The sequence below is a fragment of the Microbacterium algihabitans genome (genome assembly GCF_032464975.1).
Lineage (GTDB): Bacteria > Actinomycetota > Actinomycetes > Actinomycetales > Microbacteriaceae > Microbacterium > Microbacterium algihabitans.
Window position 1 is genome coordinate 1,045,634 of sequence record NZ_JAWDIU010000001.1, and the last position, 16,060, is coordinate 1,061,693.

Below are 16,060 nucleotides of genomic sequence, written 5' to 3' on the forward strand. Positions count from 1 at the left end.
CTCTTCCTTCGTTGGATCAGTAGATGTTTCCGAGGACGACGGGCTCGTCGCCTCGCATTCCGGCGATCTGGGCGCGCAACGCGATGTCGTCCCACAGCCGCACCTCTTTGACGAGGGCGCCCTGATGGAAGGTGAACTGCGAGATGCCGAGGACGTCGACGGGCCGACCCGTGAGCGGGCCGTAGTTGGCCACGCCGTTGTAGTCGCCGATGAACTTCCAGGTCACAGCCACACGCAGACCCGCATACCGGACGTCGTAGTTCGTCTGGATGTCGCGGATCTCGAATCGACCCGACGGGAACGACTCGAGGAACCGCAGGAGCGCGCGCCGGTATCCCTCGGGCCGGATGACGAGGCGGTTGCCCACCGTGAGCAGGACGAGGTCGCGATGGAAGAAGCGCTCGACCTTCTGCAGGTCGCGGTCGTTCCAGACCGTCTCGATCATCTCGACGACACGCTCCACCTCGGGGCGGTATTCGTCGGGCCGAGGTCCGGAGTCGCCCACGGCGATGGGGTCGGCGGGGGCGGGCTCCGTCCAGGTACCGCTGTACCCGCGGAAGGCCTGGGCTCGAGCGAGCTCGTCGAGGTCGCTTTGCAGGATGAGGGCGCCGGCGAGCGTGTCGCGCACCACCCACTCTTCGACCATCCGTCCGCGGCGGTACAGACAGTTGGCGATGGTGCGGCTGTATTCGGACGTCTGCAGGTGCCCCGAGAGCACGAGGTGCGAGCTGAGGAAGGCGTCGTCGCCGCGCGCCTCCCAGATGACGTCCTCGGCCTGACCGGTGCGGTCGGGAGTCGCCGAGATGCGCATGAGCGTTCCCTCGATCACTTCGTCGCGGGTCGTCGAGGTTCCGTAGGCACCGTGGACGATCGAGTCCGGCTCGTAGTTGTCGCGGATGAAGCTGATGGACCGATCCACCCAGATCAGATCCGTGACCTCGCGGATGAAGTCGTCGGGATCCGCGTACGGCTGGTAGGCGACCGGGTCGAGAGACACTCGAGGCTCCTTCGAGTTCAGGCGTCTGTATCGACGCGGCAGGTGTTGTCGGCAGTGTATGCGTATGCACAACACTGATGCAAGCACCTGAGCGCGAGGAGCCGGGGGGTCAGGCCCGTCGCGCCGAGCCGAGCGTGCGGCGCTCGATGAATGTCGTCGCGAACTCCACGTGCGCGAACTCCGACGGCTGGTCTTCGATGCGCTGCACCATGAGACGGGCGGCCTCTCGGGCCATCTGCACGTAGTCGTAGGCGATCGTCGACAGTTCGATCAGCGGCCAGGACGCGGGGGGGAGGTCGTCGAAGCCGACGATCGAGACGTCGTCCGGCACCGACGCCCCGGCCCGGCGCGCTGCGTTCAGGGCACCGTAGGCCATGACGTCGTTGCCGCAGAAGATGAGGGAGGGCGCTTCCGCCAACCCGAGCAGCTCCGCCGTCGCCGCATCACCCGCTTCCGTGTCGAACGGGCCGTGTCGCACGGCCTCCGGATCCAGAGAGATGCCGCGCGCGGTGAGCGCGGAGCGGAGGGCGAGCTCGCGCGAGCGCCCCGTGCTCGTGTTCTGCGGACCCAGGACCGCCCCGATCCGGCGATGGCCCAGGGCCAGCGCCCGGTCGACGGCGACCTCGAACCCGGCGGCGGGCGCCACGATGGTGGCGTCCGCATCGACCAGGGCGGCGGTGCGGTTGAAGTAGACGAACGGCAGCCCGCGGTCGCGGAGCCGCAGCGGCACGACCGATTCGACGGTGGTGGTGGCCAGGATGACACCATCGAGACCGTTCGCGATGAGCCTCTCGGCGACCGACTCGTCGGCGGTCTCGGTATGCAGGACGAGCTGGTACCCGCACGCCTCGAGCTCTCGATGCAGAGGCGCGATGATGTGCGCGTAGAACTGGTTCTCGAGATCGGTCACGAGCAGGCCGATCCGTCTCGTGCGGCCGGACGAAAGAGCGCGCCCCGCTTCGCTCGGGACGTAGCCGAGAAGAACGGCCGCGTCGCGGACGCGCTTCTTCGTCTCTTCGGACACCCGGGGGTCGTCGCGGAGGGCGCGCGAGACGGTGGGTTGGGAGACGCCGGCCAGACGAGCGACGTCTCTGCTCGTGACGGCCATGGAACCCCCTGGCGACTCAGGTGCTGAGGGCTGAAGTCTAGCGAAAGGTTGACCCCGTGTGCATACGCAGTCATGATAAGCACATACGTATGCACGAGAGGACGCGAAGATGCCCCTGTTCCTGAAGAAGGCGCCCACGAAGTCGTTCACCGACACGGCGCAGAGCGACGTCGCCGCGCGAGTGGGCACGATCATCGACGACATCCGCGCGAACGGCGACGACGCCGTACGCCGGTACGCGTCGCAGTTCGACCGCTGGGACGGCCCCTTCCGGCTCGACGACGACGACGTCACGCGCATCATGGCGACACTGGACCCGCAGGTCATCGACGACATCCGCTTCGTCCAGGAGCAGGTGCGCACCTTCGCCCAGGCGCAACGCGATTCGCTCGTCGACATCGAAGTCGAGACGCTGCCGGGGGTGCACCTCGGACAGAAGCACGTCCCCGTCCGCGCCGCGGGGGCTTACATCCCCGGCGGGAAGTACCCGCTGACGGCCTCGGCGCACATGACGATCATCACCGCCAAGGTGGCCGGCGTGCCCCGCGTGGTGGCGTGCACCCCGCCGATCCGCGGCGAGATCCCCGCCGCCACCGTGGCCGCGATGAAGCTGGCCGGGGCGGACGAGATCTACATCCTCGGCGGGGTGCAGGCGGTCACTGCCATGGCCGTCGGCACCGAGACCATCGCCCCGGTCAACATGATCGCCGGTCCTGGCAACGCCTACGTCGCCGAAGCGAAGCGCCAGCTCTTCGGGGAGGTGGGCATCGACCTATTCGCCGGCCCCACCGAGATCTTGATCGTCGCCGACGATGACGCCGACCCCTTCCTGACGGCCGTCGACCTCCTGTCCCAGGCCGAGCACGGCCCCGAGTCGCCGGCGGTGCTCATCACGACGTCCCGCGCACTCGGCGAGCGCGTCATGGATCTGATCGAAGACCTTCTCCCCGGCATGTCCACGCGCGACTACGCCGAGCCCGCGTGGCGCGACTGGGGTCAGGTGATCGTGGTCGAGGACCTCGACGAGGCCTACGCCCTCGCCGATTCCTTCGCGTTCGAGCACGTGCAGATCTTCACGGGGGAGCCTCGCGCCGCCCTCGAGAAGATGCACGACTACGGAGCGCTCTTCCTCGGAGAGAACACCTGCGTCTCGTACGGCGACAAGGTGATCGGCACCAACCACGTCCTCCCGACGCTCGGAGCCGCGCGGTACACGGGCGGACTCTGGGTGGGCAAGTACCTGCGCACCATCACCTACCAGGAGATCACCGACACCGCCTCGTCCGCGAAGCTTGGCGAGGTATGCGGGCGCGCGGCACGCGTGGAGCTCTTCGAAGGCCACGCCCGATCAGGCGATGCTCGCGCCTGGCGCCACGGCGGGGCAACGTTCCCGTGGATCGAGGACAGTCGAGCGGGCGCACGATGACCACTCTCGCCGGACGCACCGCCCTCATCACCGGAGGGGGCAGCGGACTCGGGGCGGCCATGGCCCGCGCTCTGGCCGCAGCCGGCGCCGACCTCGTGATCACGGGCCGGGACCAGCGAAAGCTCGATGCCGTCGCCGCGGAGATCCCCGGCACGCGGGCGGTGACGTGCGACGTCGCCGACGAGGATTCCGTGGCACGCCTGCGCGACGACCTGTCCGGCACCGAGGTGTCGATCCTGGTGAACAACGCCGGGATCGCCGGGCCCGTCGCCGCCCTCACCGACATCGGCGTGCAGGAGTGGGACGAGGTGTTCGCCGTCAACGTCCGGGGCACGTTCCTTTTGTGCCGCGCGTTCCTCCCGCAGATGGTCGAGCGCGGTCGCGGCGACGTGATCAACGTGGCATCCGTGTCGGGTAAACGCCCCCTCGCCCACCGCACGCCCTACACCGCGTCGAAGATGGCGATCCTCGGCCTCACTTCGACGCTCGCTTTCGAAGTCGGCCCGAGCGGGGTGAACGTCAACACCCTCTCGCCGGGCCCGGTCGCCGGAGAACGCATGTCGCGCAACTTCCGGCTGGAAGCCGAGCGTTCCGGAAGCTCCGTCGCCGATGCCGAGTCGGCGTTCGTCTCGCGGGCCGCCCTCGGACGCATGGTGACCGAGGCCGAGGTGGGGGCGGCCGTAGTGGCGATGCTGTCGATGTCGGGGATGTGCGGCGCAGACATCGATCTGTCGGCGGGGATGATCGCGTGAGCGCGCTCGTCGGGGGCGTGCGTCCCGCATCCCTGCGCGCTCGGGCGGAGGCGGGCGACCGACTCCTCGGCGCCCTGCTGCGCATGCCGAGCGAGGAACTGGTCGAGATGCTGGCCGTCGCCCGCTTCGACTTCGTGCTGATCGACGCCGAGCACGGCCCCGCCGACCTGATCGCCCTCCGTCAGCACATCGCCGTGGCCGCCGTCCACGACGTTCCGGTCATCGTGCGCGTGGGCGAAGACGACCCCGGCATGATCCTGCGCGTCCTCGATCAAGGCGCTCAGGGCGTGCTCGTCCCGCACATCGACGACGCGGTCGCGGCGGCGGCGGTGGTCTCCGCATCCCACTATCCGCCGCTGGGCACCCGGGGCTTCGCGACGTACAGCCGCGCCGGGCGGTTCGGCGAGACGCCTGCCGAGGAGCACCGCGAGTGGTATCTCGCGAACACCCTCGTCTTCGGGATGGTCGAGTCGCCGGCCGGCGTCACCGCCGCCGAAGCCATCGCGCGCACCCCCGGGCTCGACGGGATCATGATCGGCCCCGCCGACCTCGCGGCCTCGTCGGGGCCCGAGGATCTCCCCGTCGCCGAGGCCACGGCGGTGGTGAACCGCGCCATCGCCGCGGCAGGGAAGCTGCGGATGGACATCGTCGGCACGCCCGCGGCGGCGATCGCCGCCTTCGACGACGGAGCCCGCCTGGTGGTCTACAACCTCGCGTCCTCGTTGATGAGGCATCTGCACGACCTCCGCGCCGCCCGGGACTGAACGGGCGGCTCAGCGCACTGCCGCCCCGAGACCCGCGCGCCACGAACGCACCGCGGCTCCGAACTCCGCGGGCCGCTCGAGGGCGACGAGATGCCCGGCGTCGAGTCGTTCGCGCCGGACCTCGGGGAGGGCTGCCGCGATCTCGTCGTGGAACGACGGCGGGCACAGCGCATCGTCGGTCCCTTCGATGACCAGCGACGGGGTCCGCACCGTCCGCAGACCAGGCCGCAGATCGATGCGCGTCGCCTGCAGGCGTAGTTGCGCCGCCAGCACGGCATCCGGGGTCTCCTCCCCCATCCGCAGGACGCGCTGGACGAGATCGGGGCGCGACGCGCGCACCCGAGGGGACAGGAGCAGAGGGAGGATGCCGGCCTGCAGCTCGACCGGAGTCTCGCCGGCGGCGAGGCCGTCGAGCCACCGCTGCCACCCGGCGCGTTGCGTGGAGGTCGGCGCCTTGGCGTTCGCCGCCGCGATGCAGAGACCGCTCACCCGCTCGGGGGCGCGCGTCGCGACGGCCATGGCGACGATCGCGCCGAGCGACAGTCCCCCGATGACGAAGGTGTCGGGAAGTTCCGCGAGGAGGCGATCGACCTGGGCGTCGAGATCGCCGACGTCCATCACCGGGGTCACAGCATCATCGAGTCCGCATCCCGTCCACAGGTCGGGCGTGCAGTTCATCCCCGCGAGGAGGACGAGCGGCACGGGCGGCATCCGTCACCCCTTCACGGCGCCGTCGCTGAGACCGGCGACGAGGTACTTCTGCGCGATGAAGGCGATGATCACGACCGGAATGGTCAGGAGCATCGATGCGGCCCCGGCCTGCTGCAGCATCGGCAGAGTCTGTCCCAGCTGCGTGGCGATGAACACCGGGACGGTCTTCGACGAGGTGTCGGTCAGCACCAGAGCGGTGAGGTACTCCTGGAAGGCGAAGAGGAAGACGAAGATGCCGGCGGTCAGGATGCCGGGACCCATGAGCGGGATCATGACCCGGCGCAGCATGCCGATGCGCGTGCAGCCGTCGATCATGGCCGCCTCATCGAGCTCACGCGGGATCTCCGCGAAGAAGTTGCGCAGCAGCCAGATCGTGAAGGGCTGATTGATCGCGACGAGCGCGATCGCCAGGGCGAACGTCGTGTCGTAGATCCCGAGAGCACGGCTGATGTCGTACATGGGCAGCACCACCGCGAAGCGGGGCAGTGCACGGAAGATCAGGGCGAGCACGAGCAGCAGGGCCGAGATGTAGCTCGGAAAACGCGACAGGGCATAGGCGGCCGGGATGCCGATGATCAGTGCGATCAGCGTCGAGATCACCGCGACCGAGAGGGTGTTGACGAGGTAGTCGGCGAAGTAGGTGGTCTCCCACAGATCGACGAACGCCTTGAGGGTCGGCTCGTATCCCGTGAGCACCGGCGGGTTCGCGAACGCCACGTCGGTCGGCTTCGTCACCGAGAGGGTCATCCAGATGAACGGGCTCAGCATGAGGAAGCACAGGATGCCGAGGAGCAGGCCCGTCACGCCTCGGATGCGGCGTCGCGGGCGGGGTCGACGGTTCTTCCCCTCGATGTCGCCGGTGGTGATGGCGCGCGTGGACAGCGCCTCGCTGCTGAGGGTCATCGGGCGGCCTTCGCTTCCTTGAAGATGCCCCGGATGAACGGGACGAGCATGACCAGGATGAGGAGGATGGTCAGGACGTTGATGGCACTGCCGAGGCCCAGCTCCTGGGCTCCGTTGGCGAACGCCACGGAATAGACGTAGAGCATGATCGACTCGTTGCCGATCGTCTCCGCCTGCGGGGAGAGCGGGATGAGGGCATCGAAGATGCGCAGGACGTCCATGATGGTGATGAGGCAGACGAAGCCGAGAACCCCCCGCATCGTGGGGATGATGACCTGGAGATGGGTCTGGAACGCGTTGGCCCCGTCGATGCGGGCCGCCTCGCGCAGCTCGACCGGCACGCCTTGCAGACCCGCCAGGATGATGAGCATCGCGAAGGGCAGCATCTGCCACACGGTGTTCAGGATCACCAGGAACGCGTTGGGCACCTGGTCGGTGAACCAGAGCACCTGCGTGCCCCCGAGGAAGCCGATCAGCCTGTTGACCACGCCCCCGAAGTTGTCGTCGAACAACCACGAGAACGCGACGGCACCGACCAGGTTCGGCAGGACGTACGACACCAGCATGATGCCGAGCACCAGGGGCCGGGAGATCCGCAGCGTGTTGACCGCGATCGCGATCAGGTATCCGAAGACCAGGAGGATCGCGGTGGTCACCACGGTCACGACCAGGGTGAACACGACCGCTCGATGGAAGCGGGGGTCGCCGAGGGCGTCCGTGAAATTCGCGAGCCCGACGAAGGTTCCGGGAACGCCGTACCGCACGTTCTCGAAGCTCCACTGCACGGTGCGCACAAGGGGGAACACCAGAAGGGCGCTCATGATGGCCAGGCTGGGGGCGAACAGCACCCAGAACTCACGTGCTTTCACGCGACGTCTCCTCTCGATGCGCCCCAGCCCGGTCGTCATCGACCGGGCCGGGGCCCATTCCTACACCGTGGGTGGGATGATCCCGGGGCTCAGCCCGCGATCTTCTCCCCCGCTGCCTGCATCTGAGTGGCGGCATCGTCCACCGAGACCCCACCGGCCAGGAATTGCGCGACGATCGGGGTGATCTCGTTGCTGATCGGCGCCAGGATGGGCGACACGACCGGCGGCATCGCACCGGCGATCGAGTCGTTGGCCGCCTGGCCGTAGGGCGAGTTGTCCGGCGTGACCATGCCCTCGCGAGCGGGGTACGCGGCGGGAACCGACGCCTTCGACGCGTCTTCGCTGACCGCCGACGCCATCATCTCGAACAGCATCTTGTGGTCGAGCTTGGTGTTGAAGGGGATCGACCACCCGTCGATCGAGAGACGGTCGTACAGGTACGGCGCGGACGCCGAGACCTTCGGGGGTGCGGCGAAGCCGAACGAGTCGGACAGCTTGCTGTTCTCGGCCTTGGTCAGGTCGCTCATGCGGCCCGAGAACATGATCGACATGGCAGCGGTGTCGTTGTACATCTGCTGCTGCACCTTGGGCTGGTCGAACGTGGTGACCTGCGGGTCCATGTAGGGCTGCAGGCTCTGCATGGCCTGCAGCGCCTCCTTGGCCTCCGGGGTGTCGAGCGTGACCTTTCCGTCGGCGGTGACGAAGTCGGCTCCGAGCGAGTTCATGATCGCCTGGAAGCTCGTCGCGACGTCGGCCGTGGCGAGCCACGGGAGGGCGATGGGGTACTGCATCTTGCCCGATGCCTTGATCTTCTCGGCGGCGGCGCTCATGTCGTCGAACGTCTTCGGAACCTCGATGCCCAGCTCGTCGAAGACGTCGGTGCGGTAGGCCATGACGAACATCTGCGCCTGCATCGGCAGCGCGTAGAGCTTGCCGTCGTACGACATGCCCTGGCGCATCGACTCGCTGATGGCGTTCAAGTCGTACTTGTCGGCGTACTCGGCGAAGAGATCGTCGAGCGGGACGAGTTTGTCGTCGACGGCGAGGCTCGGGATGACGAATCCGTAGGTCTCGACGATGTCGTAGCTCCCGGTCTCGCCCGAGAGAGTGGCCGTCGTCTTCGTCACCTGGCCGCCGAAGTCGATCGGGTCGTGCTTGACCGTGACGTCGTCTTTAGTGCAGCTGGAGACCATCGTGTCCGTGAAGGGGTCGATGGCGGAGGAGTTGTAGGCGAGCACGTTGACCGTGGTCGCGGATTCGGGTGCGGTGTAGTCGCAGGCGACCTCGGTGGCGTTCTCGTTCCCCGTGCGGCTACCCGCGCCGCATCCGGAGAGGGCGAGTGCACCCACGGCCACCGTGGCGGCGAGGGCGATAGCGCGCTTCTTTGTGGATGACATGGCCACACCGTATACGTATGCATAGCGTTTAGGGAAGCCTAAGTGCGCGTCTATACGGGTAACGATCGTGTTTCGTGAATACGTATGAGTGACAGGTCACTTGATGCCGCTGCGCGCGAAGCCCGCCACGAAGTACCGCTGGAACACCAGGAACACGATCGCGATCGGCACCACGTTCAGCAGCGCGTACGCCATCGTCGCGCCGTAGTCGCTGCCGAACTGGCCCTGCAGGTAGAGCAGGCCGATCGGCAGGGTGAACAGGCGGTTCTCGCGCAGGGCGATGAGGGGCCAGGCGAAGTCGTTCCACGACGACAGCAGGCTCATGAACACCAGCACCGCGATGAGCGGCTTCGACAGCGGCAGCACGACCCGCAGGAACGTCTGCACGTGTCCGGCGCCGTCGAGGCGGGCGGCCTCGATCAGTTCGCGCGGGATACCGAGCATGAACTGCCGCGCGAGGAAGAGCCCGAACGCCGAGGCCGACACGGGCAGGATTACCGCCCAATACGTGCCGTACAGCCCGGCCGCGGTGACGATGCGGAACAGCGACACCATGATCACCTGCACCGGCAGCACGAGGGTCGCAAGCGCGAGGAAGAACAACGCGGTCGAACCGCGGAAGCGCAGCTGCGCGAACGCATAGCCGGCGAGCAGGCTCGTGCTGACCGAGATGAGGGTCACCACGACCGCGATCGCGACCGAGTTGCCGAACCAGGTCGCCACGGGGAACGAGGCGAACACGCGCTCGAAGTTCTCGAAGGTCACCTCCCGCGGCCACAGGCGCAGCTCCCGCCCCCCGAGCAGCTCGGCGCGCGACGAGAAGGCGACAGCGAGCATCCAGTACAGCGGCGACACGGCGGCGAGGCCCACCACTGCGACGATGAGGGTGCGCACGATCGCACTCCCCCGCCGCGACCGGTCGCGGGCACGCCGACCCGGCGTCACCGCGGGCGGGGCGAGGGGGGACGCGGATGCCGTGGCATCCAGGCGCTCATCGAGACTCACTCGACCACATCCTTGGTGCGGGAGGCGCGGTACTGCGCCGCAGCGAACACGAGGGCGAACAGGAAGAGCACCATTCCGATCGCGGCGGCGTAGCCCTGGTCGCGCGTGACGAAGCCGGTCTCGTAGGCGTAGGTGACGAGCACGCTCGTCGCGCCTCCCGGGCCCCCGCCGGTGAGGACGAACACGATATCGAAGACCTGGAACGAGAAGATCACGTTCAGCACCACGAGGAAGAACGACGTGGGCCCGAGCAACGGGATCGTGACGTTGCGGAACCGCTGCCACCGGTTCGCACCGTCGAGGGTCGCCGCCTCGTACAGGTCGGGGCCGATGCCCTGGAGTCCCGCCAGATAGATGAGCATGTTGAAGCCCGTGCGCCACCACACCGTCGCCAGCACGATGGTCGCGAACGCGGGCACCGGATCCGACTGCCAGGTGACGGGTGAGAGGCCGACGGCGGTGAGGATGCGGTTCAGGATGCCGGAGTTCTGGTCGAACACGAGCACGCCGATCAGCGCGGTGGCCACGCCCGACACGGCCATCGGCAGGATCAGCAGCGAGCGCCAGAGCGGTCGGGCGGGCAGGGCGGTGTTGAGCAGGGTCGCGGCGACCAGGCCCAGCAGCATCGACAGCGGCGTCACGAGCAGCGTGAACAGCACGGTGTTGCCGAGCGCCCGCCAGAACAGCGGGTCGCCGACGAGCCGTGCGTAGTTGTCGAGGCCCGCGAAGGTGCCGTCGCCGAATCCGTCGGTGCGCTGCAGGCTGACGAAGAACGCCCCCACCAGCGGCACGAGCACGAACACCAGCAGGAGCAGGTAGTTCGGCGCGAGGAACCCGTACGCCGCGAGCGCCTCGCGACGGGCGCCGGGGCGGCGGGTGCGCAGGCGCTCCCCCCGCTCCGGTCGGCCCTGTCGCGAAAGGCGCGGTCGGGCGACCGCGGTGTCAGCCACCGGTGGCCGCTCCGATGCCCGACTGCAGGTTCGTCACCGTGGTCGCGGCATCTTGGGCGCCGGTGAAGGCGAGGTCGAGCTGCTCTTTGAGCACCGGGATGATCGCCGACATCGAGGGGCTCGCGACCTGCGCGACGTCCTGCGGCTGCACGAGCGAGGCCTGACCGGCGAAGACCGGCGCGAGCTCGGGCCGCACCGCGAACTCGAGCTGGTCGTTGAGCAGGTCGCCGCGGGTGGGCAGAAGGGATGCCGCGCGGCAGAAGTCGCGCATGGGAGCGGCATCCGTCACGAACTCCAGGAACGCCGCCGCCAGCTCGGGCTGCTGCGTGTTCGCGGTCGCCACGAGCGCGTTGCCGCCGAAGTCGCTGCCCGCACGGACGTTGCGGGGCGCGTAGGTCGCCGTCCATTCGAAGTCGGCCGTGGTGTCGGCATCCGGGATCTGGAAAGCCCCCGACCACACCATCGCCACCGACTGCGAGAACCACGACTCGGCCGCGTAGCTCGAGGAGGCGATCGTGTTGTTCGCGGGCACGTAGTTCTTGGTGAAGAACGAGCTCGAGAACTCCACGGCCTGACGCGCCGCGTCGGAGTCGATCGCCGGGGTCTTCTGGTCGGACTCCAGGAACGCGCCGTCGGACTGGAAGAGCAGGCTCAGCCAGCGGGTGACGCCGTTGCCCTGCCAGTTGTATGCCCACGGCCAGCGGTCGGCCGGGAGGCCGGCGCGCAGTCGCCCGCCGAGGGCGTCGAGCTGATCCCAGGTCCACGCGTTCTCGGGCGAGGTCGGGATCTCGGACGCGTCGATCCCGGCCTGACGGAACAGGTCGAGGTTGACGAGGATCGCCGAGGTGTCGGTGTGGTGCGGCAGGCCGAAGGTGCCGTCGCCGTTCTGCACCGCCGCCCACGCCTGCGGGGTGAACTGCCCCTGGCGGTCGGCCGACAGCAGCGGCTTCAGGTCGAGCAGCTGGCCGCGACCGGCGTACGCGCCGAACGTGTAATAGGGCACGCGGAAGATGTCGGGCGGGTTGCCCGCCTGCAGCTGCGCGTCGATGTTGGTGAACATCTGCTCGTAGGGAACGGCGTTGAGCTCGACGGTCGAGCCCTCGTTGGCCGCTTCGAACGCGGCGATCGCGGCGCGGAAACCCGCGAGCTCGGCATCCGTCCCCCACGTGGTGAAGGTGAGGGTGCCTTGACGTTTCTCGGCGGGGGCGGTCTGCACGAACCCGCAGCTGGCGAGGAGGAACGGCAGCGCGAGCGCTCCCGATCCGGCGAGGAAGGTCCGACGTGTCAGGGGCATGGCGTTCTCCGATGTGTCTTCGCGAGGAGCGGACGCCGGGGCCGCGCTGCTCCTCGGGGCCGACGGTACGCGCGCGGATCCGTCGCACCGGGGGGTTGCGGAAACCGCCCCGCGTCTGCGCGCCCAGCGATTTCACGCCGCGTCCAGCCCCCTGTTCTCGGGCCGCGCCGCGGGTAGCGTCACGCCCGTGACCTTCAACGACAACGCCCGCGTCGGCAACAACACCGCCAAGCGACGCGGCGGCACCGTGGCCGCGGTCGGCGGTGGAGCCGTCGGCGTCGGCGGCATCGTGGTGCTGCTGATCTCGCTGTTCACCGGCACCGATCTCACCGGTCTGCTCGGCGGAGGCGGAGCCCCGGCGGCCCCGCAGAGCGGCGGCGAACGCGTCGCCAGCTGCGAGACGGGCGCGGATGCCAACAGCAACGACGACTGCCGACTTGCGGCCGCCTCTCTCAACCTCGACCAGTTCTGGGGGAATACCCTCGAGGGGTACCGGGCTCCGCAGCTGATCATCGTCGACGGTTCGACCTCGACCACGTGCGGCACGGCCTCGAACGCGACCGGGCCGTTCTACTGCCCGCCCGATGAGACGGTGTACGTCGACCCCACCTTCTTCGCGATCCTGCGCGAGCAGTACGACACCACCGCGGGTCCCCTCGCCCAGCTGTACGTGCTCGCCCACGAATACGGCCACCACGTGCAGAACCTCATCGGCGTGATGGACCAGCACCCGAACAACGGCACGGGACCCGACAGCAACGGCGTGCGCACCGAGCTGCAGGCCGACTGCTTCGCCGGCGCGTGGGTGGCGAACGCGGGCGAACAGGTCGACGAGACCGGCACGCCCTACCTCGAGCCCCCGACCGACCAGCAGATCACCGACGCCCTCGCGGCGGCCGCGGCCGTCGGCGACGACCACATCCAGGCGGAGTCGGGCGGGGTCGTCAACCCCGAGAGCTGGACCCACGGTTCGAGCGAGCAGCGCCAGCGGTGGTTCGACACCGGCCGGCAGGGCGGCGTGAACGCCTGCGACACGTTCTCGGTGTCGGGCTCGAGCCTGTAGGTCTGCGGGCCCGCGGCGGGCCGGGCGCGCGCCGCGGGCCGGGGTCGCGCCGCGGGCCGGGGTCGCGCGGTCGTGCGGACCCGGAGGGCGACACGCCGGTCCCGGATGCCGCGAACCCGGCGCGCCGCACGCCCGATCCGCAGGACGGCGGACGTCGACGAACGGCCGGGCCGATCGGCATCCGGCGCCCGCGTCCGACACACCGCGGGGCCGAGGTCATGCCGTCGTGCGGACCCGGAGGGCGACACACCGATCCCGGATGCCGCGAACCCGGCGCGCCGCACGCCCGATCCGCAGGACGGCGGACGTCGACGAACGGCCGGGCCGATCGGCATCCGGTGCCGCGTCCGACACACCGCGGGGCCGAGGTCGCGCCGTCGTGCGGACCCGGAGGGCGACACACCGATCCCGGATGCCGCGAACCCGGCGCGCCGCACGCCCGATCCGCAGGACGGCGGCCGTCGACGAACGGCCGGGCCGATCGGCATCCGGCGCCCCGTCCGACACCCCGCGGGGCCGAGGTCATGCCGTCGTGCGGACCCGGAGGGCGACACGCCGGTCCCGGATGCCGTGACCCCGGCGCGCCGCACGCCCGATCCGCAGGACGGCGGACGTCGACGGCCCGCGGGTCAGTCCTCGCGCGGGCGCGTGCGAACGATGATGACGATCAGCACGACCACCAGCACGAGCACCCCGCCACCGGCGAGGAGGCCGATGACCAGGCCCGACGGGGCACCGCCGTCGGAGGCCGGGGCAGATTCGACCGGGGCCGCGGTCGCACCGGCGGCGCTCGCGCACACCGAGGTGTCGGATCCGGCCGAGGTGCTGGCGCCGGTGTAGGTGAAGGGGATGACGCCCGAGACGGGGTGGCCGTCGGACGAGACGGCACGCCACTCGATCGAGTAGTCGCCGGGGTCGCCGAGGGACACCGCGGTGGTGAGATTCGGTCCTGCGAGGGCGGCGCACTCGCTCTCGTAGTGCCGGCCGTCGGGGCCGAGCACGATGACGATGTTGCCGCCGTCGTAGCCGAGCAGGTTGGCGCTGAAGTCGAGCGAGACCCCCGACAGCGACGACACGCTCTCACCCTCGGCCGGCGACGACGACACGAGGCTGTCGTGCGCCGAGGCCGCGGTGGCCCCGCCGAGGGCGGCGGTCATCGCGGCTGCGACGACCACCGCCCCGGCCAGAACCCGACGCAGCGTGTTCCGGGAGCCCATGATCAGGCGCGCTTCGACCGGCGCGCGAAGGCGAGGGCGCCGAAGACGGCGCCGACGGCCGCGACCACGAGGGCGGCGATGCTGAGGCCGAGGGCCACGCCCGACGAGTCGTCGCTCGAGGCGGCGGCCGCGGTCATGTCATCGGCGGTGTGGTCGGTCGAGCCGGTTGCAGTCGTGCCGTGGCTGTGCTCGGCCGTGGGCGGGGTGTCGGTGATGTAAAGCACGGGCGCCGGCTCCAGCGAGTCGTCGGCCGCGACCTGGTCGGGCGTCGCCGCCCAGTCGACGACCTCTCCGTCGGAGTAGGTCTGCTCGGCGGGGAGCAGGATGTGCCCGGTGTCGGGCACGGGTCCGAGCACGGCCGAGAACATCTGGAACTGGTCCTGTCCGATCCCCACCCCCGGGTCGGCCTGCCACACGATCTTCAGCGGCGCATCGGTGATGGTGTTGCCGTCGACCTCGACGGGGGCGGGGAGCGCCCCCTTCTCGACGGTCGCGGTCCAGCCCGGAACGGGCTCGACGAGAACCGCGCTGAGCGGGGTGTCGGTGGGCAGGGTCACCTCGACCTTGACGGTGGACGCCGTCTCGGACTCGGTGGGGACGCGGAAGTTGACGGTGGCGTAGCTGCCGGGAGTGGCGGTGTTCGGGTTGACGGTGACGTGCGCCGAGGCCGCCAGCGGCACGGCGACGGCGAGAGCGGCGCCGGCGGTCAGGCCCAGGATGGTACGGCGAAGGGTGGTCTTGCGAGACATGGTTGCTGCTTTCTGAAAGTGCGCACGCCGAAGAGGCGTTTCACGCGCGAGATGAGGGGTCGAGGTCAGGCCGCGAGCGGCGGACCCCGGTGCCTCATCGGCGACAGCACCGTCATCGCCCGCGGCAGCAGCAGCGGCTCGGGCGCGGTGCGCACGGCATCCGTGTGCGCGGCGATGCCGCGGAACGGACGCAGAACCAGCAGAGCGGCGATGAAGAAGCGGGCGATCGCCTGCGCGGCGCGCTCGCCCCGGCCGAGGGCCAGGATCGTCACGACCGCGGCGAAGGCGTGCGCCGCCCACATCCACGGCGAGTGCATCGAGTGGGCTGCGACGGCAGGCGTGGATGCGGCCGTGTCGATCACGACGGCGACCGTGCCGTGGTGGCCCCCGCTCACGGTGGCGCCGTCACCGCGCAGATCGAGGATCAGGATGCCGTGGAACAACGCCTGGCTGAGCGCGACAGCCGCCGACAGACGCCACCACGACATCGCCCGCCCGGCCAGCAGCACGCACACCGGCGTGGCGAGGCAGAGGGCGACGGCGATGTTGATCGCGGACGGCAGAGCGGAGTCGACCGCGCCGTGCGAGACGGTGGCGAGGAAGGTCGCGACAGCGGCCGCGGCGACACCGCGACCCGCGCGCTGAGCGCGCCCTGCTCTCGACGACATGGGACTCCTTCTCGTCCAGCCTATTCGGCGCGCGGCCCCGGTTCGGCGGCGGTGGTCCGTCGTCGAGACAGGTCGAGGGCGGGCCGCGGCCGGGCACAACGGCGGAGGATCTCGGCGGCACGCCGAGCCACGGCATCCGGAAACGGCGTGTCGGTCATGATCCCCGCCGCCGTGCGCGCGAGCAGGG

The 16,060-nt window shown here is 69.7% G+C and carries 16 protein-coding genes; 4 read left to right on the forward strand and 12 right to left on the reverse strand.

Annotated features, from left to right (window positions below):
• Positions 1-16: 16 nt before the first annotated feature.
• Both RWH43_RS04890 and RWH43_RS04895 read right to left on the reverse strand, forming a co-directional pair.
• On the reverse strand, positions 17-997 hold the full coding sequence (locus RWH43_RS04890; RefSeq protein WP_154096919.1) for an ester cyclase: 981 nt from the start codon (positions 995-997) through the stop codon (positions 17-19).
• Between the two features lie 109 nt (positions 998-1,106).
• Positions 1,107-2,105 carry a LacI family DNA-binding transcriptional regulator gene (locus tag RWH43_RS04895; protein WP_187358429.1) on the reverse strand — a complete coding sequence of 333 codons (999 nt, stop codon included), beginning with the start codon at positions 2,103-2,105 and terminating at the stop codon, positions 1,107-1,109.
• A 109-nt stretch (positions 2,106-2,214) separates the two neighbouring features.
• On the opposite strand from RWH43_RS04895, the gene hisD reads away from it, so the two are divergent.
• Genes hisD through RWH43_RS04910 form a run of 3 tightly spaced genes read left to right on the forward strand, consistent with a single transcriptional unit; the run spans position 2,215 to position 5,047 of the window.
• Positions 2,215-3,531, forward strand: a complete 1,317-nt coding sequence (gene hisD / locus RWH43_RS04900; protein ID WP_154096921.1) for a histidinol dehydrogenase — start codon at positions 2,215-2,217, stop codon at positions 3,529-3,531.
• Positions 3,528-4,283, forward strand: a complete 756-nt coding sequence (locus RWH43_RS04905; RefSeq protein WP_154096922.1) for an SDR family NAD(P)-dependent oxidoreductase — start codon at positions 3,528-3,530, stop codon at positions 4,281-4,283. The genes hisD and RWH43_RS04905 overlap by 4 nt, the downstream gene beginning before the upstream one ends.
• The gene (locus RWH43_RS04910) at positions 4,280-5,047 is read left to right on the forward strand and encodes an HpcH/HpaI aldolase family protein (protein ID WP_222846079.1); all 768 of its coding nucleotides are present in this window, start codon (positions 4,280-4,282) and stop codon (positions 5,045-5,047) included. The genes RWH43_RS04905 and RWH43_RS04910 overlap by 4 nt, the downstream gene beginning before the upstream one ends.
• A gap of 9 nt (positions 5,048-5,056) precedes the next feature.
• Here RWH43_RS04910 and RWH43_RS04915 read toward each other — a convergent pair whose 3' ends face one another.
• The 7 genes from RWH43_RS04915 to RWH43_RS04945 all read right to left on the reverse strand — a co-directional run bounded on the left by RWH43_RS04915 (position 5,057) and on the right by RWH43_RS04945 (position 12,176).
• Positions 5,057-5,749, reverse strand: coding sequence for an alpha/beta fold hydrolase (locus RWH43_RS04915; RefSeq protein WP_316000819.1), 693 nt, complete (start codon positions 5,747-5,749; stop codon positions 5,057-5,059).
• Between the two features lie 12 nt (positions 5,750-5,761).
• Positions 5,762-6,661: a carbohydrate ABC transporter permease gene (locus RWH43_RS04920; protein WP_154096924.1), complete on the reverse strand. Its 900-nt coding sequence runs from the start codon at positions 6,659-6,661 to the stop codon at positions 5,762-5,764.
• Complete coding sequence (locus RWH43_RS04925; protein ID WP_187358431.1) at positions 6,658-7,530, reverse strand: carbohydrate ABC transporter permease; 873 nt, start codon at positions 7,528-7,530, stop codon at positions 6,658-6,660. The genes RWH43_RS04920 and RWH43_RS04925 overlap by 4 nt, the downstream gene beginning before the upstream one ends.
• A gap of 89 nt (positions 7,531-7,619) precedes the next feature.
• Positions 7,620-8,927 (reverse strand): ABC transporter substrate-binding protein, encoded by a 1,308-nt coding sequence (locus RWH43_RS04930; RefSeq protein WP_316000820.1) that lies wholly within the window; start codon positions 8,925-8,927, stop codon positions 7,620-7,622.
• A 96-nt stretch (positions 8,928-9,023) separates the two neighbouring features.
• Entirely contained in the window at positions 9,024-9,932 is a 909-nt protein-coding gene (locus RWH43_RS04935; protein ID WP_251505512.1) for a carbohydrate ABC transporter permease, read from the reverse strand.
• Positions 9,929-10,882 carry a carbohydrate ABC transporter permease gene (locus tag RWH43_RS04940; protein WP_251505511.1) on the reverse strand — a complete coding sequence of 318 codons (954 nt, stop codon included), beginning with the start codon at positions 10,880-10,882 and terminating at the stop codon, positions 9,929-9,931. Before RWH43_RS04940 ends, RWH43_RS04935 begins: the two co-directional genes overlap by 4 nt.
• Positions 10,875-12,176: an ABC transporter substrate-binding protein gene (locus tag RWH43_RS04945; protein WP_316000821.1), complete on the reverse strand. Its 1,302-nt coding sequence runs from the start codon at positions 12,174-12,176 to the stop codon at positions 10,875-10,877. Before RWH43_RS04945 ends, RWH43_RS04940 begins: the two co-directional genes overlap by 8 nt.
• A gap of 187 nt (positions 12,177-12,363) precedes the next feature.
• Between RWH43_RS04945 and ypfJ the strand changes: the two genes are divergently transcribed.
• Positions 12,364-13,239 (forward strand): KPN_02809 family neutral zinc metallopeptidase, encoded by an 876-nt coding sequence (gene ypfJ, locus RWH43_RS04950; protein WP_251505509.1) that lies wholly within the window; start codon positions 12,364-12,366, stop codon positions 13,237-13,239.
• Between the two features lie 629 nt (positions 13,240-13,868).
• Here the strand turns inward: ypfJ and RWH43_RS04955 are convergent.
• The 3 genes from RWH43_RS04955 to RWH43_RS04965 all read right to left on the reverse strand — a co-directional run bounded on the left by RWH43_RS04955 (position 13,869) and on the right by RWH43_RS04965 (position 15,873).
• The gene (locus tag RWH43_RS04955) at positions 13,869-14,456 is read right to left on the reverse strand and encodes a copper resistance CopC family protein (protein WP_316000822.1); all 588 of its coding nucleotides are present in this window, start codon (positions 14,454-14,456) and stop codon (positions 13,869-13,871) included.
• A 2-nt stretch (positions 14,457-14,458) separates the two neighbouring features.
• Positions 14,459-15,205, reverse strand: coding sequence for a YcnI family copper-binding membrane protein (locus RWH43_RS04960; protein WP_230703998.1), 747 nt, complete (start codon positions 15,203-15,205; stop codon positions 14,459-14,461).
• A 65-nt stretch (positions 15,206-15,270) separates the two neighbouring features.
• Positions 15,271-15,873 carry a hypothetical protein gene (locus RWH43_RS04965; protein ID WP_316000823.1) on the reverse strand — a complete coding sequence of 201 codons (603 nt, stop codon included), beginning with the start codon at positions 15,871-15,873 and terminating at the stop codon, positions 15,271-15,273.
• Between the last annotated feature and the right edge of the window lie 187 nt (positions 15,874-16,060).